The organism is Streptomyces sp. NPDC087440 (assembly GCF_044744005.1).
Taxonomy (GTDB): Bacteria; Actinomycetota; Actinomycetes; order Streptomycetales; family Streptomycetaceae; genus Streptomyces.
In genome coordinates this window covers 136530-156017 of the sequence record NZ_JBIUXN010000004.1, presented here as the reverse complement: position 1 = coordinate 156017, position 19488 = coordinate 136530, and the positions used below count along the sequence as shown (strand labels likewise).

Genomic DNA, 19488 nt, shown 5'->3' with positions numbered 1-19488 from the left:
GTACCTGTGACTTCCACGGACGATGTCACCGAGAGTAAAATCCTGCTCTCTGAATACGACCGCCTCAAGGAGGAGCAGAAGACTCGCATAGGATTCCGCGACAACCTGCTCTATTTCACGCTCGCCGCGGCCACTGCGGTCGTGGCGGTTACTGTCCAGAGCGGGCAGTTTCGACTGCTGCTCTTCGTACCCGCGATCTGCCTGATTCTGGGTTGGACCTACCTGGTCAACGACGAGAAAATCTCGGCGATCGGCTGCTATGTCCGCGACCAATTGGGACCGCGTCTGGGGGAGCTCGCGTCCGCTCCCGGCACGGTGTTCGGCTGGGAGGTCTACCACCGCAACGTTGCGGGCCGCACCATGCGCAAGCGGCTTCAGACCGCGGTAGACCTGTCCGCGTACTTGGTTCTTCCCATGGTCTGTACGGCCGCGTTCTGGTGCTCTCCCCACGTTCAGCCCCTGCTCGTGCTCACTTCCCTCGTGCAGACGCTCGCTCTCGCGGTACTCGGTTGGCAGTTCCTGCGCCGCGCGGAGCGGTAGCACCAGCATTGCCGGAGCAGATCCTCCTCGCTTTGGAGCTCGTAACGGTCATGAGTGGATCATCTTGAGGTGTCGCCAGCAGATGAGGCCGCAGGCCAACGAGACGAAGACGTAGCGGAGGTCGGGTCTGCTTTCTCGGCGAACGGCGAGGCATTTGAAGTGGTGGAGCAAGGCGCAGGTCTGGTCCACGACATAGGGGAGTTTGCCCATGCCCCTCTATCGCGCGCGGCGAGGAAGCCGCCAGCCAAGCTGGTTGTCGCGCGCTGAGACTGTAGTTGGCGCCTTCGTAGCCGCTTCTTCGAAGTTCCTGCTGCGTAGGAGGGTGGCTCCGCGGAGTCCTTCGGGCTGGGCTTTCAGCCTCCATATCAAGACCTGGGCTGGATGGTTGGCGGTGTCGAGTTCGTGGATTTCTCCGGCTTCGGCGAGCAGCGTGACCGCCTGAAACCCGCTGGCCTCAGCGTGGCGCAGGACTGCCGTCAGCGCAGGCCATCCGGGGTCGGCCAGAATGCGCGTGGCGTGGACGGGGAGGGCGGTACGCAGAGTGGTTTCGTAACGGGTGACCGTCTCGGTGGATGGGGCACGGCGGGCGAGCTCGGTCAGGACGGGGGCGGCCTGTTGCTGGTACGCGGTACGTAGGTGGGTGAGGGCCTGGTGGGCGGTGGTTGCCTGTTATTGGTTGCCGCGCTGCTCGTGCCAGGGGGCGGAGGCGCGGGCCAGGTGGATGGCAGCGAAGAGGACGGCCATGAAGAAGCCGACCGCGTCGTGCGTGCCGTAGAGGAGTTCCTGTCCAGCCTTCCGCTGGGCGTGGCCGTCCTGGTGGTCGGCGCGGATCGCCGAGCGGTTGGCGCGGTTGAACGCGCTCGCTGCGGCGTGCAGTTCGGCACGGAGGGGGTGGGGTCCGTACACGGTGGCCGTGTGGAGGAAGTCGCCGAAGGCGGCGATCTCGCCCTGAGCCTGGTGTGCGTTGGTGTTTGGGTCGGTGAGGGTGGCGTGCGCGGTGCGCAGGGTGCGCTCGGCCTGGTGCCATGGGTGGGTCGGCGGGGCTGCGAGCGACGTGGACGCGTGGGTGGTGAAGCGTTCGCGCAGGCGGTGGATGGACAGGTCGGGGGAGAGTTTCGAGCCGCCGAACTTCACCGGCTGACCGGCTGCGGTGTCGCCGGGGGCCGACAGGCTGTAGCCGATCACCTCGCCGGACTCGGGGCCGATGCGGGTGTGGACCGCGATGCCCAGGTCGGTCAGGATCGCGAAGTAGTCGTCCTCGTTGCGGGACGCTGCGGCGGCGGTATGGGCTTTCTCGCGCAGCCAGGCGCGGGCGGTCACTGTACGGCCCTGGCGTTCCGCCTTGGCGCGCTCGGCACCGGTCGGGGTTTTGGGTGCGGTGCCGTCTCCTTGGCTGAGCTGGCGCAGGCCCAACTCCTTCTCGATCTTGCGGCATTCGGCTTGGGCGCGTTGTCCGTCGCGGTTGCTGCGGGGGCGGCGGCCGTCGGCGCGGACGCTGGTGGCGATGATGTGGATGTGGTCCTTGGCGTGCCGTACCGCGACCCACCGGCATGCCTGCTCGTCGCCCTCCGGGGCGATGCCGGCGGCGGCCACGATGCGGCGGGCGACCTCGGCCCATTCAGCGTCGCTGAGGTGGCGGTCGGTGGGCGCCGTCCGAACCGGACAGTGCCAGACGTGGTTTGTGGGCTTGGCTCCGCGCTCGCGGGTGGCCAGGGTGACGTACTGGTCGAGGCGCTTGGCGAGCTGGGTGACCGTGGCGGTCGGGTCGCGGCCGGGGTCGGGGGCACCGGCCATGTCCCAGGCCGCGATCAGGTGGGGGTCGAGGTGTTCGTCGCGGCGGCCGGGGCCGAAGGCGTAGGCGATCAGGCCACGGGTGTCGTTGCCGGTGGAGATGTCGGGGACCACCGGCTCACGCGCCCAGGACGTGGTCGGCCACGGTGTAGTCGTACCGGACGGCCTGCTCGACGGCGGCCAGGACGTGTTCGGTGCGTGCTGGGATCTCGCCCCGGTTGATGGCGGCGGTGATCTGATTGAGGTTCCGGCCGATGCGGTCCAGCGCCTGGGTGTGGGTTTCGATGGCGTGCAGGAGCTGACGGTGGGGATCGTCCTCCGGGCCTGACTGCCCGCCTGTGTGGCCGAGTGCGGCGCTCAGGGCGGCGTCTCCGACGAAACCCGCGAAGCGCTTCCCGCGGGCCGCCGCAGCCGCCGTGATCGCCTCGGCGGCCGAGGGCGTGAAGCGGACCTTCTTTTCCACGGTCCGCTTCTCCCGGGTGCGTCGTCGGTTCATCGCGAGCGGCAGCGGAGGGGCGTCGAGGTCACGCCAGACGGGACTCTCGATCGGTGACGGCTGGTCGGCGGAGGGGGTGGGCGTCGGCGGTGCCTCCTCAGTGGCGCTGCCCTCGGGCGGACGTGCCTCCTCCTGCTCCGGCGCCCCCTGGCGCTGGAGTTCCCCCGCCACCCCTGGGGCGGGGGCAAGCGCGGACGAAGCCCCGGAAGGGGCTCGTTCGCTCCAGCTTGCTGCTGATCGGTGGGCCAGGGCGAAGAGGCCCCTGCGACGACGTGCGGGGGCCTTGTCGGTGTCGTCGTTGTGCATGGTGATGGTGCTCCTGGGGCGTGGTGGCAGGGCTGCGACACATCCGTCCCATCCGTCGCATCGCTGGTCAGGACAGGTACGGATGGAGGGGCAGGTACGGGGGAGTCCGTCCCGGCGAGGAGATCCGTCCCCGCGCTGACCTGCGCGGGGACGGATGGGACGGTTTACCTCGATGGGCGTGCGGAGCTCAACGGGTGCGCTTGGGGCCGGAGATTCCGCCCATCACCCCGACGGGCATCCCTCCCGTCGGGGTGATGGGCGCGCTTCGGACCGGGCGGGCCGGAGTGGGCGGTACTACCTCCGAGGGTTCGGGGCAGTAACGGTCCCACGCGTCCACGAACTTGTTGCGGAAGTAGCCCTTGGCCTGCTTGCCCTGTTCCGGACGGAAGTTGGCTGGGTTGATGCCGAAGTCCCGCAGCAGGCCGGACAGGAGGTGCGCGTTGAGCCCGCTCTTGCCGTACTCGGGCCACGGGGATTCGGCGTCCGTGATGAGGGCTGCGAGCAGATCCTGCGTACGAAGGGCTTCGGGATCGCCGTGATCGGCGAAGACGCGTCGGATGTCGCGCAGCAGCCGGGTCCTGAGCGTGGACTCCTCGTCCTGGCCCGCCTGGTGCTTGGTCATGGCCAGACAGGCGGCTCGGGCGAGAGCGGGCCACTCCCCGCCGGCCAGGTCGGCGACGATGATCAAGGGTTCCCAGGTGTCTGCGGCGCGGTCCTCGACGGGCATGGGCGGTATGAGGCGTGAGGCGGCATCGAGGAGCGGGACCAGCCAGCCGCTCAACTGGTCTCGTAGCACATTCAGTTCGGGCACTGAGTGGCGCGAGCGGAACTGTGCGATCTTCTCGCCGTCCTTGCGCTTCTTCACGCGGACCACCACGGCCCGGTCCATGATCGTGTCTGGTAGGTCGCCGATTCCCGCCAGGGCGGCCATGGCGAAGGTGGGGAACGCCGTCGGCTTGTGCTCGGGGCCAGAGACCCGCCAGGCGGGCCGGTTGCGCTGGTGTCCGGCGTTCAGGAGGCCGCGCAGGTCCTCCTTTTCGCCGGCCTTGGGGCCGAAGATGGTGTCGGCCTCGTCCACCAGCAGGGTCGGCGGGTTCTCACCGATGACGCGGAAGATCACCGCCGGTGAGGTGTTCACCGTCATCATCGGCTGGTGCACGATCTCGTGGAGCACATCCAGGAGGCGGGACTTGCCGCACCCCTTGGTCGGGCCCACGACCGCCAGTCGGGGTGCGTGCTGCAACGCGGGCTGGAGGTGGGTCGCCGCCACCCATAGCGTGACGGCGGTCAGCACCTCCGGGCTCGGCAGGGCCACGTACCGGCCGATCGCCGTTTGCAGCTCGGCCAGCAGGTCCGCGCCCTTGGCGTCGGTCCGGCGGTCCCCGTGGTCGGTCCGGCCTCCGTCGTTGGTCCGGTCCGCCTGGTCGGTCCGGTCCCCACCGTCGGTCCGGTCCCCACGGTCCCCACGGTCCGTCCGGTCCGCCCGGTCCGTCCGGTCCCCGTAATCGGTCGGTCCCCGAGAGGGCCGGGGACCGGGTGCGCGGCCCGGTCCCCAAGGGGTGTCCGACTCGGTCCGGTCCCGTGGTCCGGTCCCCTGGGGACCGCCGTTCCCGGTCCCCGGTTCGGTGGGGACCGTGGCGTGGGGACCGGTCCCCACGCCGTTGACCTGCGAGTTTTCCGGTCCGATGAGTGGCTGGTCCGGGACTTCAGGTGTCCCGGGTGCCCCGGGAGCAGGCTCATGGCGCGGACGGTCCCCGGTCCCCGCGCGCGGTCCGCGGTCCGCGACGGCTTCGGTCCGGGGACCGGTCCCACCCTGGAGACGGTCCCCGATGTGGGGACGGTCCGTGTCCCGTTTCGGGACAGCTCCCTGGCCGGGGACCGCGACGGTAGGCCAGAGGGCCTTGATGGTCGAGGCGATGCCGCCGTACATCCGCGCAGCCATCGTCGTCCTCGCCGGATCAGGCTTGCGCATAGGGGAGTTGCTGGGGCTGAAGGTCTCGGACGTCGACTTCAAGCTCGGCACCATCCGTATCGAGCGGCAGCGGCTTCCGTCCGGCCTGATCGGGCCGCCGAAGACGAGCAAGTCGCGGCGTACGGTCCCGGTCGGCGAGGTCGTCACCGACGCGCTGCTCGCGCACCTCGCCGCACGCTCCTCGAAGTAGTGGCTGTTCACGATGGAGGAGGGGAGCCGCTCAACTACCGACGGGGGGAAGACGGAGTGGAACTGCGCCCGCAGGGCGCTCCAGGCGGCGGAGAAGGAGGCGGCCGAGCGCGAGGGCCGCAAGCCCGTCGAGCTGCCGCACATGGTGACCCACGACCTGCGGCACTTCTTCGCCTCCGCGCTCATCGCGGGCGGGGCGAGCGTCAAGCAGGTGCAGATTGTCCTCGGTCACGCGGACGCAGTGATCCCGCTGCGGATCTACGCGCACCTGTGGCCGGGGGAAGAAGACCGCACCCGCTCCGTCATGGACGCCGTTCTCGGCGGCCTGCGGACCGGGTGCGGGCAGGGAACCGATCTGACTAGCGAAACCGCGGGTCAGACCGCCTCACCAGAGATCAAGCCTTCTTGGTCTCCCAGAAGATGCGGTCGATCTCGGCGATCAGCTCGAGGGCCTTCTCGCCGGTCTTCGGGTCCGTGGACGCCTTGGCGGCGGACAGGGCCTTCAGGGTGTCGTTGACCAGCTGGTGCAGCTGCGGGTACTTCTCGAAGTGCGGGGGCTTGAAGTAGTCGCTCCACAGCACCGAGACGTGGTGCTTCGCGAGCTCCGCGCGCTGCTCCTTGATGACGACGGCGCGCGCCTGGAAGTGCGCGTCGTCGTTGGCGGCCATCTTCTCCTGGACGGCCTTGACCGACTCGGCCTCGATACGGGCCTGGGCGGGGTCGTACACGCCGCAGGGGAGGTCGCAGTGGGCGCTGACCTTGACCTTGGGGGCGAACAGGCGGGAGAGCATGTAAATCGCATCCTTCCTCGTGATCGTCTTCTCAAGGGTGGAGATTACTCCGTGCAAGGAGGGTTTTCGCGAGTGCCCCCATGGGCTTACGTCAAAAGTCCGGGGTGAGTATGGGACCGGGGGCGGTGAAGGATCGGGACGAGGAGGTGCCGCAGATGACGGACTACGGGCAGGGGCAGCCGCGTGAGCAGGGGCTGCCCGCGGGCTTGTTGCCGTTCGGGATGGCCGAGGTGACGGGGCTGTCCATGGTGCCCACGCTGCGGCACCGGGACCAGGTGCTGGTGCACTGGGGTGCCGCCGTGCGGGTGGGCGACGTGGTGGTGCTGCGGCATCCGTTGCGGCAGGACCTGTTGGTGGTGAAGAGGGTTGTGGAGAGGCGGGAGGGGGGGTGGTGGGTGCTGGGGGACAACCAGGACGAGGAAGTGTCGGACAGCAGGGCGTTCGGGGCCGTGCCGCCCGCCCTCGTGCTGGGGCGGGTGCGGGCGCGGTACCGGCCCGTGCGGGCCGGGCGTCAGCGGTCCGTGGGGGTCGTCGTGTCGTGGCTGGTGTCGGCGGTGCGGCCGGTGTGGGCGGACCGGTCGCTCTCCAGGCGCTTGCGGGCGCGGTAGGCGGCCACGTTCGCGCGGGTCGCGCAGCGGTCGGAGCAGTAGCGGCGCGAGCGGTTGGTGGAGGTGTCCAGGTACGCGTTGCGGCAGGGGGCCGCCTGGCAGAGGCCGAGGCGGTCCGGGCCGTACTCCGTGACGTGGAAGGCCAGGCCCATCGAGGCCGTCGCGGCGAAGCCCGCGGTCGCGTTCGAGGGGTGGTCGGCGAGGTGCATGTGCCAGTCCGGGCGGCCGTCGGACGTCCGGGTCTCGTGGCCGGAGATCTGGGGGCTCACCGGGAATTCGAGCAGGAGCGAGTTGAGGAGGTCGACGGCGAGCGTCTCGTCGCCCTCGTCGGCCGCCTCGAAGATCGCGCGCAGCCGGCTGCGTACGGAACGGAAACGCGTCACGTCCGCGTCCGTGGCCCGGCGGGCGGCCTGCTGGCTGGGGCCGAACAGTTCGCGGACGGCCTCCACGGAGGTGAGCGTGTCCTTGTTGCGGGCGGGTTCCTCGGTGTTCACCAGGCGCACGGCATGGTCCGCGTAATAGGCCAGTTCCACTTGTAGTCCTTACCGGGGCGGTTTAGTCTCGGTGCGAGTGCTCAAAGTAATGGGCGATTGTCTGTCTAGGGTATTACGGAGTGGGTGGTTTCTGTGGTGGACGGGTCGGTGGACGAGTCGGCGGCGGGGCGGAACGTGCGGGGCTGGGACGCGTGGCAGACGAGCTGGGACCGGCAGCAGGAGTGGTACATGCCGGACCGCGAGGAGCGCTTCAGGGTCATGCTCGACATGGTGGAGGCCTTCGTCGGGCGTGAGGCCCGGGTGCTCGACCTCGCGTGCGGTACGGGAAGTATCACGGGCAGGCTGCTCAAGCGGTTCCCGGGGGCGACGAGTACGGGCGTCGACCTGGATCCGGCGCTGCTCGCCATCGCGCGGGGGACCTTCGAGGGGGACGGGCGGGTGGAGTTCGTGAGCGCCGACCTCACCGACCCGGCGTGGCGGGACAAGCTGCCGTACGACTCGTACGACGCGGTCCTGACGGCGACGGCCCTGCACTGGCTGCGGCTCGGCCCGTTGGCCACGCTGTACGGGCAGGTCGCCGAACTCGTGCGCGAGGGCGGGGTGTTCCTGAACGCGGACCGGATGAAGGACCTCACCACCCCGCGGATCAACGCGGCGGAACGGGTGGTGCGGCATGCCGTCATGGAGCGCGCGAAGGGCGAGGAGGGCGTGACCGACTGGGCGGGGTGGTGGCAACTGGCCGCTGCTGACCCGAAGTTGGCCGCGCCGACCGCCGAACGCTTCGCGATCTTCGGGGAACACGCGGACGGCGAGACCCCGTCGGCGGAGTGGCACGCCTCGACCCTGCGCGCGGCCGGTTTCGCGGAGGCGCGGGCGGTGTGGGCGTCGCCGTCGGACGCGATGGTGCTGGCGGTGAAGTAGGGGGAGGGGCCTGTCCGTCGGGCGAGCCCGCCCGGTACGGGGCGCGCACCGGCGGCCGGTGGGTCCGCCTGGTACGGGGCGGGCTCGCCCGACGGTGGGGTCCGCCCGGTACGGGGCGCGCACCGGCGGCCGGTGGGGCCCGCCTGGTACGGGGCGCATCGGCCGCCAGTGGGGGCCGCCCGGCACAGCGCGTGCACGGGCCGGTGGAGGGCCGCCCGGTAAGGGGTGCGCCGTGCCCGGTGTGGCGTGCGAGCCCGCCCGGCAAGAGGCGTGCGAGCCCGCCCGGCAAGAGGCGTGCGGGCCCGCCCGGCACGGGCCGTGTGCGCGCGAAGGGGCGGTGCGGGAGTCGACCCGCACCGCCCCTTCTCGTACCGCAACGCGTACTGCCACCCGTACCGCAGCGGAGCGCTACAGCACCTTCGACAGGAAGGACTTCGTCCGGTCGTGCTGCGGGTTGGTCAGCACGTCACGCGGGTGGCCGGACTCGACGACCACGCCCCCGTCCATGAAGACCAGCGAGTCGCCGACCTCCCGGGCGAAGCCCATCTCGTGGGTGACGACGATCATCGTCATGCCGTCCTCGGCGAGGCCCCGCATGACGTCCAGGACGTCGCCGACCAGCTCCGGGTCGAGCGCGGAGGTCGGCTCGTCGAAGAGCATCAGCTTCGGCTCCATGGCGAGCGCGCGGGCGATCGCCACGCGCTGCTGCTGGCCGCCGGAGAGCTGCGCCGGGTAGTTGCCCGCCTTGTCGGCGAGGCCGACCCGGTCCAGCAGCTTCAGCGCCCGCTCCCGGGCGTTGGCCTTGGAGACGCCCTTGACCTGGACCGGGGCCTCCATGACGTTCTCCACCGCGGTCATGTGCGGGAAGAGGTTGAAGCGCTGGAAGACCATGCCGATGTCCCGGCGCTTCAGGGCGACCTCGCTGTCTTTCAGCTCGTAGAGCTTGTTGCCCTTCTGCCGGTAGCCGACCAGATCCCCGTCGACGTACAGCCGTCCGGCGTTGACCTTCTCCAGGTGGTTGATGCAGCGCAGGAAGGTCGACTTCCCGGAGCCGGAGGGGCCGACGAGGCAGAACACCTCGCCCGTGGCGACCTCCAGGTCGATGCCCTTGAGGACTTCCACGTTGCCGAAGGACTTGTGCACGCCCTCGGCCTTCACCATGGCGCTCATCGGACGCCCCTCCCACCGCTGAGGCTCAGCAGATTGGCCTTGATCTTCTGGAACGGGGTGTCCGGCAGCGCACGCAGCGTGCCGCGGGCGTAACGCCGCTCCAGGTAGTACTGGAAGACGGAGAACACGCTGGTCATCACCAGGTACCAGATCGCGGCGACGAAGAACATCTCCATCACGGCGTACGAGGTCGAACCGATCGCCGACGTCGAGCGCAGCAGCTCGTTGTACGTCACCGCGTACACCAGCGCCGACGTCTTCAGCATGTTGATGAACTCGTTGCCGGTCGGCGGCACGATCACCCTCATCGCCTGCGGGATGACGATCCGGCGCAGCGTCTTGCCCTGGCTCATGCCGAGCGCCTGCGAGGCCTCGGTCTGGCCCTCGTCGACGGCCAGCAGGCCGGCACGGCAGATCTCCGCCATGTACGCGGCCTCGTTCAGGCCGAGCCCGAGCAGCGCGCACAGGAACGGCGTCATGACGTCCGTCATCTCGTCCTTGTACAGCGGACCGAGGTTGAGGACGGGGAAGATCAGCGCCAGGTTGAACCACAGCAGCAGCTGGAGGTAGACGGGCGTGCCGCGGAAGAACCAGATGTAGAGCCAGGCGACCCCGCTGGTCACCGGGTTCTTGGAGAGCCGCATCACGGCCAGCACGATGCCCAGCGCCACGCCCATCACCATGGCGAGCACGCTGATCAGCAGGGTGCGTCCGGCGCCCGCGACGACGGTGTCGTCGAAGAGCTTGTCGCCGACCGCGCCCCACTGGATGTCGCCCTGCGAGAACGAGTACCCGAGCAGGAGCAGCAGTGCGATGACGATCACGCCGCTGATCCAGCGCCCGTAGTGGCGTACGGGAATGGCCTTGATGGTCTCGGGCGGCACGGCCGACGAGGGCGGGGTGGCCGCCTTCACCGCCGTGTCCGAGCGCTCCGACGGAGGTGTGTCCGCGGGCTCCTTGCTGAACTTCTCAGTCATGACGACTGCCCTTCAGTGGTGCTCAGTGGTACGCCGAAAAGGGACCGGGACAGGTCACTTGCCGCCGTTGATCGCGGCGGCCTCGATCGCACCCGTCTGGGCGCCCCACTTCTCCAGCACCTTCTTGTAGGACCCGTCCTTGATGATCGCGTCGACGGCCTCCTTGAGGACGTCGCGCAGCTTGCTGTTCTTCTTGTCGACGGCGATGCCGAACGGGCCCGCCTCGAACTGCTCGCCCACGACCTCGAAGGTGTTGCCGCCACCGGCCTTGCGGGCCAGGTCGGCCGCGACCGGGAAGTCGTTGACGCCGGCGACCACGCCACCGGCCCGCACGCGGGTCTGCGCCTCGGTGTCGTTCTCGAAGGACTTGATGTCGACGGCCTTCTTGCCGCCGTCGGTGCACTTCTTGGAGAGGTTCTTCAGGGCCGTCTCGTACGTGGTGCCCATCTGCACGCCGACCGGCTTGCCGCACAGGTCGTCGAAGGACTTGATGCCCGCCGCGTTGCCCTTCTTGACGTAGATGGCGGTGCCCGCGACGAAGTAGTCGACGAAGTCGACGCCCTGGCCGAGCTTCTTGCCCTTCTCGTCCAGGCCCTCCTGGCGGGACTTGTTGTCCGTGATGGAGGACATCGCGGCGTCGTAGCGGCCCGCGTTCACACCGGTGATCAGGGTGTCGAACTTGGCGTCGGTGAGCTTCACCTCGACGCCCAGCTTCTTGCCGATCTCGGCGGCCAGGTCGGCGTCGACACCGACGATCTTGCCGCCCTCCTTGGACTCCATCGGTGCGTACTCGGCGTTGGTGCCGATCTCCAGCACCTTCTTCTTCTGGATCTCCTCGGGGAGCTTGGCGAAGAGGGCGTTGCCGTTGGCCTTGGCGGAGCTGTCGCCGCCGTTCGGCTCGGCGGACTTCGTCTGGTCGCCGCAGCCGGTCAGAACCAGGGCTCCGGCGACCGCCAGGGCGCCGACCGCGGCTATGCGGGAACGTGCGGCAGAGCGGCGGGGGGTGCGAGCGGTCATGGGGGTCCTCCGGCAGACGAGGGTGAGCGTGCGGGCGCCCGGATCTTTCTCGGGCGCCGGGTGCCCGGACGATTCGGGCAGGTCGCGAGGGTTGAGCACGCGGCTCTGGGTGGCACGACCCGGACGCGACCAGGTGTGATGTCGGCATCTTGCCATTCGGACCCGGTCATGAAGGGGGCCGGTCATGTCAAAATCAGATAACGGGTGATCCCCGAACCCCAACAGGCCGGTACATCAAGGCCGGACCTTCTGCGGGCGGACGGCCGTACGGCCGGAGAAACTCCGGCAAGTCTCGCGATGCGGACACAAAAGAAGACGCAGAACGCGACATGTCCTGGACTTCCGCGGAACTTGTCCGACATGGCCGTACGAGTCCCCCCAGATCCCCTCGCGGCCCGCTCGCAATCGGCAACAGCGGGACCTCCGACCCGGAATCGGACTCGTCGCGGATGCGTTCGGTCCGGTAAGAAGGACGTTTACACCCCTCATCCGGGGCCCAGGGCGCGTGTGCGGCGCGCCCGCGCGTTCGCACCTCCCCCTGGCCGGGGCGGGGCCGACCGCTCTCGACGGAGCGGACCGACCCCCCTTGACAGGGCGCGAACGCGGACCCGCCCACCCCTCCTCAACCAGGAGTGGCCACCCTCAACTGATGAAGACTTAAGGGGTCAAAAGACAATGGCAGCGGAGATCGTCAATCCCGAGACCGGCACGGGCGCAGGGCTGGATGAGCCCTTCGACCCGGCCTTCGCGCTCCACCGGGGCGGAAAGATGGCCATCCAGGCCACCGTCCCCGTGCGCGACAAGGACGACCTGTCCCTCGCTTACACGCCCGGTGTCGCCAAGGTGTGCACCGCCATCGCCGAGCAGCCGGACCTGGTCAACGACTACACCTGGAAGTCGAACGTCGTCGCCGTCGTCACCGACGGAACGGCGGTCCTCGGACTCGGCGACATCGGCCCGGAGGCATCCCTCCCGGTCATGGAGGGGAAGGCCATCCTCTTCAAGCAGTTCGGCGGCGTCGACGCCGTCCCGATCGCGCTCGCGACCAAGAGCGTCGACGAGATCGTGGACACCGTCATCCGCCTCGCCCCGTCCTTCGGCGGGGTCAACCTCGAAGACATCTCAGCCCCGCGCTGCTTCGAGATCGAGGACCGGCTCAAGGAAGCCCTCGACATCCCGGTCTTCCACGACGACCAGCACGGCACGGCCGTCGTCACCCTCGCCGCCCTGCGCAACGCGGCCCGCCTCACCAACCGCTCGCTGAGCGACCTGCGCGCCGTCATCTCGGGCGCGGGCGCGGCCGGTGTCGCGATCGCCAAGTTCCTCCTGGAGGCCGGCCTCGGCGACGTCGCCGTCGCCGACCGCAAGGGCATCGTGAGCAAGGACCGCGACGACCTCACCCCGGTCAAGCGCGAGCTCGCCGAGCTCACCAACAAGGCGGGCCTGACCGGCTCCCTGGAGTCCGCCCTCGCGGGCGCGGACGTCTTCATCGGCGTCTCCGGCGGTACGGTCCCCGAGCCCGCGGTGGCCTCCATGGCCCCCGGCGCCTGCGTGTTCGCCATGGCCAACCCGAACCCCGAGGTCCACCCCGACATCGCGCACAAGTACGCGGCGGTCGTGGCCACGGGCCGCTCGGACTACCCGAACCAGATCAACAACGTCCTCGCCTTCCCGGGCATCTTCGCGGGCGCCCTCCAGGTGCGCGCGACGACGATCACCGAGGGCATGAAGATCGCCGCCGCGAACGCGCTGGCCGACGTCGTGGGCGACAAGCTCGCCGCCGACTACGTCATCCCCTCCCCGTTCGACGAGCGCGTCGCCCCGGCCGTCACGGCCGCCGTCGCCGCCGCCGCCCGCGCGGAGGGCGTGGCACGCCGCTAGCCGCTGCTCGCCGCGTTACGTGTACGGGCCGCGCCCGTGTCCCCAGTGCGGGGGGCACGGGCGCGGCCCGCTTGCGTGGGGGCGCCCCGGCAGAAGGCCGGGCCCGGCACACCGGGTGCGGACGCGGCACGGGTCACACCCGGGAGCTGTTCCGCCCCGCACCCCCTGCGGCCTATCGTCGGGCCATGTTCGCCGCCTACGCAGCCCGCATCGACCGTGACCGCCCCCTCGACGGCCTTGAGCTGGGGGAGCGCCCGGAGCCCGAAGTCCGCCCCGGCTGGACCACCGTGACGGTGAAGGCCGCGAGCCTCAACCACCATGACCTGTGGTCGCTCCGTGGGGTGGGCATCACCGACGAGGCCCTCCCGATGATCCTCGGCTGTGACGCCGCCGGTGTCGACGCGGACGGCAACGAGGTCGTCGTCCACTCCGTCATCGGCGAGACCGGCCACGGCGTCGGACCGTACGAGAAGCGCTCGATCCTCACCGAGAAGTACCAGGGCACCTTCGCCGAGCGGGTCACCGTGCCCACCTGGAACGTGCTGCCCAAGCCGCAGGGCATCAGCTTCGAGGAGGCCGCCTGCCTCCCCACCGCCTGGCTGACCGCGTACCGCATGCTCTTCACCAACGCCGGTGTGCGGCCCGGGGACGCGGTCCTCGTACAGGGCGCGGGCGGTGGCGTCGCGACCGCCGCGATCGTCCTCGGGAAGGCGGCCGGTCTGCGGATGTACGCCACCAGCCGCGACGAGGCCAAGCGCAAGCGGGCCGTCGAACTGGGCGCGGTGGACGCCTTCGAGCCGGGTGCGCGGCTGCCGCAGCGGGTCGACGCCGTCATCGAGACCGTGGGGGCCGCCACCTGGTCGCACTCGGTCAAGTCCCTGCGCCCCGGCGGCACTCTGGTCATCTCGGGCGCGACCAGCGGCCAGAACCCCTCCTCCGCCGAGCTGAACCGGATCTTCTTCCTGGAGCTGAAGGTCGTCGGCTCGACGATGGGCTCGAAGGACGAACTCGAAGACCTGCTCAACTTCTGTGCCGCGACGGGCGTACGTCCCGTGATCGACCAGATCCTGCCGCTGGACCGGGCCCGCGAGGGCTTCGAGCGGATGGCGGGCGGCGACCTCTTCGGGAAGATTGTGCTCACCGGGTCTTGAGAGTCGCGGGGGGCGCTGTTTGGATCACCGGCATCATCTGACTTGCGATGCCGGACGGCCGAGGAGTGCCCCCATGCGCAGCAGCACGTACGGAAGATTTGTCGTCGTCGGGGTGAGCTGTGCGGCGCTGCTGGCGGGTCCTGCCGCCCACGCGGCGCAGCCACAGCCGAAGGCCGGGCCCGCGATCCCGAAGCTCACCGACGACCAGGGCCGCACCCTCACCCTGCGCGGCTGGAACGTCGAGGACAAGACCAACCGGGGCGACAAGGCCCTGACGCTCATCACCGAGAAGCACTTCCGCGACATGAGCGCGCAGGGCTTCAACTTCGCCCGCCTGCTGGTCTACTGGGACGACATCGAGGCGGTGCGCGGCCGCTACAGCGAGGCGTACCTCCGAAAGATCGACCGCATCCTCGGCTGGGCCCACAAGTACGGCGTCAAGGTCCTCCTCGACGGCCACCAGGACGTCTTCGGCCCCGCCTTCGGCCACCGGGGCATCCCGGAATGGGCCACCCGCACGGACGGCCTCCCCTTCACCCCCAACCCCGACGACTGGTTCTCCGAATACTTCCAGCCGGCCGTGCAGCGCGCCTTCACCCACCTCTACGAGGACGCGGATCTCCAGCGGGCCCAGGCCAAGGTCTGGCGGCTGCTCGCCGACCGCTTCGGCGACCACCCCGCCGTCTTCGGCTACGACTTCCTCAACGAGCCGATGGGCGAGCTGAAGGAGGGCGAGGACCTGCCCACGGCCGCCCGCCGCATCGAACGCGACCAGATCACCCCGATGCACAACCGCCTTGCTGCGGCCGTCCGTTCGGTGGACCGTCAGAAGTGGCTGTTCGTCGAGCCGACCCCGATCGTCGGCGAGGGCGTCCCGACCGGCCTCGGCGAGATCAAGGACCCCAAGCGCAAGGTGGTCTACGCCCCCCACTTCTACAACACCGCCATGGAGGCGGGCGCGGACTACGACCCCGCGGAGGGCTGGATCGAACGCTACGAGGCCGCCGTCACCCAGTACCCGAAGCAGTACGGCGTCCCGGTCGTCGTCGGCGAGTGGGGCCCCCTGAACAACGACGGCCCGAACATGGGCGCCTTCTACCGCGACGCCCTCGCCTCCTTCTCCCGCTACAGCTCCGGCTGGACGGGCTACGTGTGGTGCTACGGCGGCGGTTACTGCGCGGTCGACGCGGCGGGCAGGTTGCGCGGCCACAAACAGCGGACGGCCGCCCCGTACGCGGCGAGCGTCGCGGGCCGCGTGAACTCGACCTCGTACTCGTACGAGAACAACTCCTACTCCCTCTCCTACACGCCGAGTTGGCGCGGCGGCACGGAGGCGGTGGTGTCCGTGCCCCCGACCGCGAAGGGCTGGCGGGTACGGGTGACCGGCTGGGGCTGGACGAACACGCGGGAGGTCCCGCCGTCCCGAGCCGGAACGGTGCGCGTCCACGGAGTACCCGGCGAGAAGGTCACCCTGACCGTCCAACAACGCTAGCGGCCCCACCAGTCGGCTCACGGCCGCCCAGGCTCGTGTGCTGCACATGCGGCTCCGCCGCTCCTTCAGGGGCGCGGGGAACTGCGCGAGCAACCACGACGGATCTGCACGGACCCGTGCAATGGCCGCGCGGCGAGCGCTTTAGGGAAAGGGGCGGGTCCGGGGCCTCTCCTGCCCGAGCCGGGCGGGGCTGACGTGTCCGGTACGGGGGCGGGCCGGGGCCCCTTTGGACGCGCACCCGGTGTCGGGGCTGGCCAAGGGGCGGCACCCGGGTGGGCCGGGAGCGGGAGGGGCCGCCCCCTTGCCCGCCCGTCCCGCCCCCGGGGGGCGGCCCCGCCGCCCAAGGGGGCTAGGGGGAGGAGGGAGGGGGGCGGCTCCGCCGCGCAAGGGGGTTCAGGGGGAAGAGGGGGTGGAGCTCAAGGGGGCTGGGCGGCAAGAGGCGGAGCCGTGGGGGTGGGGCGGCGCGAGGCGGAGCCAAGGGGCGGGCCCTCTTGTCAACTGGGGTTGACGGGTGGGGGTTGTCAACGTAAATTGACGAGCATGAGCGAAGCAACCGATCTCGCCGCCAGGGCGGGAGACCAGGACCCCAGGGTCGGGCTGCGCGCAGTGGTCGCCCTGAGACGACTGCTGGAGCAGCTGGAGGCCGTACAAGTACGGGGTGCTCGCAACCAGGGCTGGTCATGGCAGGAGATCGCCGCCGAACTGGGCGTCAGCAAGCAGGCCGTGCACAAGAAGCATGGGGGTCGATGATGTTCGAACGGTTCACGGAGAGCGCCCGCCGGACGGTGACCGGCGCGGTCGCCCAGGCCGAGCGGCTCGACCACCCCGAGATCACCGAGGAGCACCTCCTCCTCTCCCTCCTCGACACGGCGGAGGGCCGCGCCTTCTTCGCCTTCACCGCGCTCGGCGTACGCGACCGCCGCGCCGAGATCGAAGCGGCACTCGCGGCAGCCCGCCGCAGGGGCGGCATGTCGAAGGCGGACTCGGAGGCCCTCGCCGACCTCGGGATCGACGTGGACGCCATCGTCGCCAAGGTCGAGGAGACGCACGGCCCGGGCGCACTGGGCATGGGCACCCCGGAGACGGAGCCCGCCGGGCGTCCCCGGGCGCGCCGCAAGAGGGCACTGCTGGACCACCGGCCGTTCACGCCGGGCGCGAAGAAGGTGCTGGAGCAGTCGCTGCGGGTCGCGCTGGGCCGGGGCGACAGGCACATCGGCGAGGAGCACCTCCTCCTGGCACTGGCGGTGCGCCCGGGCGTCGTCTCGGAGGTCCTGGCGGACTTCGGGGCGGGGTACGGGGACGTGGAGCGGGTGATGTTCGGGAGCGAGGGCACCTAGCCTCCCCGCCCGCTCCGGACGGGCGTTGTCGGACCCGGCCGCTATGGTCGGGTCGACAACGCTCGTTTCGTCGCTTTGCGGGAGGTTCGTGGTGGTGGCTGATCCGGTGCCGGTGGAGTTCGTGCCCGCGGGGCGGGTGGTCGCGGAGCCGGTCACGAAGGTGGGCGGACAACCGGTGTGGCTCGACGCCCCGCAGTGGCCACTCTCCAAGGACTCGGGCGAACCCATGGAATTCATCGGCCAGTTCGAGCTGCCGGGCGACCGCCTGGCGTACGTCTTCATGACCGAGAACGCCCCGGGCACCTTCGTCCCGGACGGCGGCGAGAACGCGGTGATCGTGCAGCCGGGCGGCCGCGTGCCGTCCTTCGTCGCAGGGGTACGCGACCTGGCCTCCGGCCCCACCCTCGGGGACGACCACCTGGCCGTGCCGGGAAAGCTGGACGAGGACGGCGAGAGCTGGCAGTTCCTGGGCGGCCCGGGCGTGGAGCCCCTGTGGCTCCAGGGCGAGGAGACACCGGGCGAGGAAGAGGGCACGCCGTGGGACCTGCTGGTCCAGCTCGACGCGACGGCGCTGCCGGTGTACGTCAACTTCGGGGACGCGGGCATCGGTTACGCGTTCCTCTCCCCGGACGGGGGTGAGGGCCGCTTCCTCTGGCAGTGCACCTGAGCCGGGCCGGACGTATCCCGATCAATGCTTGACCTGAACCTTGGTTGACGTACGAGAGTCGTGCCATCGAAGCCCGACGTACGCGATGCGAGGAGATGCCCGATGACTCAGCCCACGATCCTGGTGACCGGCGCGACGGGGAAGGTCGGCGGCGCGCTGGTGGCCCAACTGCACGCGGCGGGCGTGCCGGTGCGGGCGCTGGTGCGCGGGAACACGCCGGACTTCCCGGAGGGTGTTCAGGCGGTGCGCGGCGATCTCGGCGACCCCGCGTCGCTGGGTACGGCCCTGGAGGGTGTCGACGCGGTCTTCCTGGTGTGGCCGTTCCTGAGTGCCGAGGGCGCGTCGGACGTGATCGACGCGATCGGCAAGCACGCCCGGCGGGTGGTGTACCTGTCGTCCGCCGGGGTCGGGGACGGGAACGGTGGCCGGGACGGGGCGGAGGAGCCCGACGAGGCGATCACCCTCTTCCACACGGAGCTGGAGCGGCTGGTCGAGGCGTCGGGCCTGGAGTGGACGGCGCTGCGGCCCACCGGGTTCGCGGGCAACACGCTCGGCTGGGCGGAGGAGGTCCGCACCACCGGTGCGGTACGGGCGCCGCTGGCCGCGCTGGCGCGCCCGCTGATCCACGAGGCGGACATGGCGGCGGTCGCCGTCCAGGCCCTGACCACCGACGCCCTGCTCGGCGCCCGCCCCCTGATCACCGGCCCCGAACTGGTCACCCAGGAACGGCAGGTGGAGCTGATCGGCGAGGCGATCGGGCGGCCGGTGCGGTTCGAGGAGATCACCTTGTCCGAGGCCGCCGCGGAGATGAAGGCCGCGGGCTACCCGGCGGAGCTGGTGGAGGCCATCGTGCCCGCCCAGGCGAAGATGCTCGCCGATCCGGAGCCGGTCAACGACGAGGTCGAGCGCATCACGGGCACCCCGGCCCGGTCCTTCCGCGAGTGGGCGCGGGACCACGCCGCGGACTTCCGCTGAGCGGACGGGCCTCGCTGAGCGCGAAGCGGCGCTTGTGCTGGAGGCGGGTGGTGCTCGATCGCCCGCTGGATCTGCTGCTCGACAAAGAGGCGCAGCGCTTCCTGGGCGGGGGTGGGCCGCCCTCGGGGGAGGCGTGTTCAAAGGCGTGTTCCGTCAGCTCGAGGAGGCCCGCGTCCGGGTGGGCAGGGGCGGGGCAGTGCGACCGGTCGGAGGCCGGGGGAGGCAGCAGTCATGACGCCACCCTCCGACCTCAACCGCGATCGCAGTCAGGTTCCGCGCGCCTGCGACTACCGCTTGAACCTGACGTACAGCGCCGCCGCGATGCCGATGACGACCACGACGGTCGCGATGACGGCACCCGACGCACCCGTGAGTGCGGCCAAGGTCTGAGTTGCCATGTCCTCTCCCCGATCCATCCGCCTCTTCCGCCGACCTCGGCGGCTCCTCCGCATGGCTTCTCGCGCCAGTACCCGGCTCCGAAGGGGGCATGCGCGGAGGGCTGCCGGGATGACGTACTGCACCGAGGTGGCCGTCGCGTCGGGTCAGGTGCGTCAGTAGTCGCGTGGTGGGTCGGGGGCGGCCGGGGTGCCCGTCACCGCGTCGAGCCGCCGTGTGCGTTCCGCCGTGCCCCGGGTGCCGACGTTCACCAGCCGCAGCGGGCGCCACTGCTCGTGCACCGGCTCGGCCAGGAGGAGACCGGTACCGATCACCGT

General features: G+C 70.4%; 18 protein-coding genes and 2 pseudogenes. 11 read left to right on the top strand and 9 right to left on the bottom strand.

Features of this window, described 5'->3' with window-relative positions:
• Window positions 1-6: 6 nt before the first annotated feature.
• Window positions 7-540, top strand: a complete 534-nt coding sequence (locus tag ACIO3O_RS11755; protein ID WP_401744689.1) for a hypothetical protein — start codon at window positions 7-9, stop codon at window positions 538-540.
• Between the two features lie 216 nt (window positions 541-756).
• Here ACIO3O_RS11755 and ACIO3O_RS11750 read toward each other — a convergent pair.
• The 3 genes and pseudogenes from ACIO3O_RS11750 to ACIO3O_RS11740 all read right to left on the bottom strand — a co-directional run bounded on the left by ACIO3O_RS11750 (window position 757) and on the right by ACIO3O_RS11740 (window position 4448).
• Window positions 757-2445: pseudogene (locus ACIO3O_RS11750) on the bottom strand (relaxase/mobilization nuclease domain-containing protein).
• Between the two features lie 4 nt (window positions 2446-2449).
• Window positions 2450-3133, bottom strand: coding sequence for a hypothetical protein (locus tag ACIO3O_RS11745; RefSeq protein WP_401744688.1), 684 nt, complete (start codon window positions 3131-3133; stop codon window positions 2450-2452).
• A gap of 187 nt (window positions 3134-3320) precedes the next feature.
• Entirely contained in the window at window positions 3321-4448 is a 1128-nt protein-coding gene (locus ACIO3O_RS11740; protein ID WP_401744687.1) for a DUF3631 domain-containing protein, read from the bottom strand.
• A gap of 595 nt (window positions 4449-5043) precedes the next feature.
• Between ACIO3O_RS11740 and ACIO3O_RS11735 the strand changes: the two are divergent.
• Window positions 5044-5679 (top strand): annotated as a pseudogene (locus ACIO3O_RS11735) (site-specific integrase); the annotation flags it as partial.
• 10 nt (window positions 5680-5689) lie between these two features.
• Here the strand turns inward: ACIO3O_RS11735 and sodN are convergent.
• Window positions 5690-6085 (bottom strand): superoxide dismutase, Ni, encoded by a 396-nt coding sequence (gene sodN, locus ACIO3O_RS11730; protein ID WP_189820622.1) that lies wholly within the window; start codon window positions 6083-6085, stop codon window positions 5690-5692.
• Window positions 6086-6240: 155 nt separating this feature from the next.
• On the opposite strand from sodN, the gene sodX reads away from it, so the two are divergent.
• Window positions 6241-6693 carry a nickel-type superoxide dismutase maturation protease gene (gene sodX, locus ACIO3O_RS11725; RefSeq protein WP_401744894.1) on the top strand — a complete coding sequence of 151 codons (453 nt, stop codon included), beginning with the start codon at window positions 6241-6243 and terminating at the stop codon, window positions 6691-6693.
• On the opposite strand, the gene ACIO3O_RS11720 is transcribed toward sodX, so the two are convergent.
• Window positions 6597-7226 carry a CGNR zinc finger domain-containing protein gene (locus ACIO3O_RS11720; protein WP_401744686.1) on the bottom strand — a complete coding sequence of 210 codons (630 nt, stop codon included), beginning with the start codon at window positions 7224-7226 and terminating at the stop codon, window positions 6597-6599. The two genes, sodX and ACIO3O_RS11720, sit on opposite strands and share 97 nt — an antisense overlap.
• A 93-nt stretch (window positions 7227-7319) precedes the next feature.
• Here ACIO3O_RS11720 and ACIO3O_RS11715 point away from each other — a divergent pair, with 93 nt between their 5' ends.
• Window positions 7320-8108, top strand: a complete 789-nt coding sequence (locus ACIO3O_RS11715) for a class I SAM-dependent methyltransferase (RefSeq protein WP_401744893.1) — start codon at window positions 7320-7322, stop codon at window positions 8106-8108.
• A 408-nt stretch (window positions 8109-8516) separates the two neighbouring features.
• Here the strand turns inward: ACIO3O_RS11715 and ACIO3O_RS11710 are convergent, their stop codons facing one another.
• From ACIO3O_RS11710 to ACIO3O_RS11700, 3 genes are read right to left on the bottom strand one after another with little or no spacing between them, the layout of a single operon-like run.
• On the bottom strand, window positions 8517-9278 hold the full coding sequence (locus ACIO3O_RS11710) for an amino acid ABC transporter ATP-binding protein (protein ID WP_401744685.1): 762 nt from the start codon (window positions 9276-9278) through the stop codon (window positions 8517-8519).
• Entirely contained in the window at window positions 9275-10255 is a 981-nt protein-coding gene (locus ACIO3O_RS11705) for an amino acid ABC transporter permease (protein WP_401744684.1), read from the bottom strand. Before ACIO3O_RS11705 ends, ACIO3O_RS11710 begins: the two co-directional genes overlap by 4 nt.
• 54 nt (window positions 10256-10309) lie before the next feature.
• Window positions 10310-11272, bottom strand: coding sequence for an ABC transporter substrate-binding protein (locus ACIO3O_RS11700; RefSeq protein WP_401744683.1), 963 nt, complete (start codon window positions 11270-11272; stop codon window positions 10310-10312).
• Window positions 11273-11947: 675 nt separating this feature from the next.
• Between ACIO3O_RS11700 and ACIO3O_RS11695 the strand changes: the two genes are divergently transcribed.
• The 7 genes from ACIO3O_RS11695 (at window position 11948) to ACIO3O_RS11665 (ending at window position 18775) form a co-directional block, all read left to right on the top strand.
• Complete coding sequence (locus tag ACIO3O_RS11695; RefSeq protein WP_401744682.1) at window positions 11948-13153, top strand: NADP-dependent malic enzyme; 1206 nt, start codon at window positions 11948-11950, stop codon at window positions 13151-13153.
• A gap of 185 nt (window positions 13154-13338) precedes the next feature.
• On the top strand, window positions 13339-14304 hold the full coding sequence (locus ACIO3O_RS11690; protein ID WP_401744681.1) for a zinc-binding dehydrogenase: 966 nt from the start codon (window positions 13339-13341) through the stop codon (window positions 14302-14304).
• A 73-nt stretch (window positions 14305-14377) separates the two neighbouring features.
• Entirely contained in the window at window positions 14378-15796 is a 1419-nt protein-coding gene (locus ACIO3O_RS11685) for a glycoside hydrolase family 5 protein (RefSeq protein WP_401744680.1), read from the top strand.
• A gap of 540 nt (window positions 15797-16336) precedes the next feature.
• Window positions 16337-16546, top strand: coding sequence for a helix-turn-helix domain-containing protein (locus ACIO3O_RS11680; protein ID WP_401744679.1), 210 nt, complete (start codon window positions 16337-16339; stop codon window positions 16544-16546).
• Entirely contained in the window at window positions 16546-17133 is a 588-nt protein-coding gene (locus tag ACIO3O_RS11675; protein ID WP_401744892.1) for a Clp protease N-terminal domain-containing protein, read from the top strand. Before ACIO3O_RS11680 ends, ACIO3O_RS11675 begins: the two co-directional genes overlap by 1 nt.
• A gap of 94 nt (window positions 17134-17227) precedes the next feature.
• Window positions 17228-17800 carry a hypothetical protein gene (locus ACIO3O_RS11670; protein WP_401744678.1) on the top strand — a complete coding sequence of 191 codons (573 nt, stop codon included), beginning with the start codon at window positions 17228-17230 and terminating at the stop codon, window positions 17798-17800.
• Between the two features lie 102 nt (window positions 17801-17902).
• Window positions 17903-18775, top strand: coding sequence for an NAD(P)H-binding protein (locus ACIO3O_RS11665; protein WP_401744677.1), 873 nt, complete (start codon window positions 17903-17905; stop codon window positions 18773-18775).
• Between the two features lie 551 nt (window positions 18776-19326).
• Here the strand turns inward: ACIO3O_RS11665 and ACIO3O_RS11660 are convergent.
• Complete coding sequence (locus ACIO3O_RS11660; RefSeq protein WP_401744676.1) at window positions 19327-19485, bottom strand: hypothetical protein; 159 nt, start codon at window positions 19483-19485, stop codon at window positions 19327-19329.
• Between the last annotated feature and the right edge of the window lie 3 nt (window positions 19486-19488).

Bases quoted from the DNA above. Each gene is read 5' to 3' on its own strand.
- ACIO3O_RS11745 (WP_401744688.1), bottom strand. From the start codon at position 3,133: ATGCACAACGACGACACCGACAAGGCCCCCGCACGTCGTCGCAGGGGC.
- sodN (WP_189820622.1), bottom strand. From the start codon at position 6,085: ATGCTCTCCCGCCTGTTCGCCCCCAAGGTCAAGGTCAGCGCCCACTGC.
- sodX (WP_401744894.1), top strand. From the start codon at position 6,241: ATGACGGACTACGGGCAGGGGCAGCCGCGTGAGCAGGGGCTGCCCGCG.
- ACIO3O_RS11710 (WP_401744685.1), bottom strand. From the start codon at position 9,278: ATGAGCGCCATGGTGAAGGCCGAGGGCGTGCACAAGTCCTTCGGCAAC.
- ACIO3O_RS11705 (WP_401744684.1), bottom strand. From the start codon at position 10,255: ATGACTGAGAAGTTCAGCAAGGAGCCCGCGGACACACCTCCGTCGGAG.
- ACIO3O_RS11700 (WP_401744683.1), bottom strand. From the start codon at position 11,272: ATGACCGCTCGCACCCCCCGCCGCTCTGCCGCACGTTCCCGCATAGCC.
- ACIO3O_RS11695 (WP_401744682.1), top strand. From the start codon at position 11,948: ATGGCAGCGGAGATCGTCAATCCCGAGACCGGCACGGGCGCAGGGCTG.
- ACIO3O_RS11690 (WP_401744681.1), top strand. From the start codon at position 13,339: ATGTTCGCCGCCTACGCAGCCCGCATCGACCGTGACCGCCCCCTCGAC.
- ACIO3O_RS11685 (WP_401744680.1), top strand. From the start codon at position 14,378: ATGCGCAGCAGCACGTACGGAAGATTTGTCGTCGTCGGGGTGAGCTGT.
- ACIO3O_RS11680 (WP_401744679.1), top strand. From the start codon at position 16,337: ATGAGCGAAGCAACCGATCTCGCCGCCAGGGCGGGAGACCAGGACCCC.
- ACIO3O_RS11675 (WP_401744892.1), top strand. From the start codon at position 16,546: ATGTTCGAACGGTTCACGGAGAGCGCCCGCCGGACGGTGACCGGCGCG.
- ACIO3O_RS11665 (WP_401744677.1), top strand. From the start codon at position 17,903: ATGACTCAGCCCACGATCCTGGTGACCGGCGCGACGGGGAAGGTCGGC.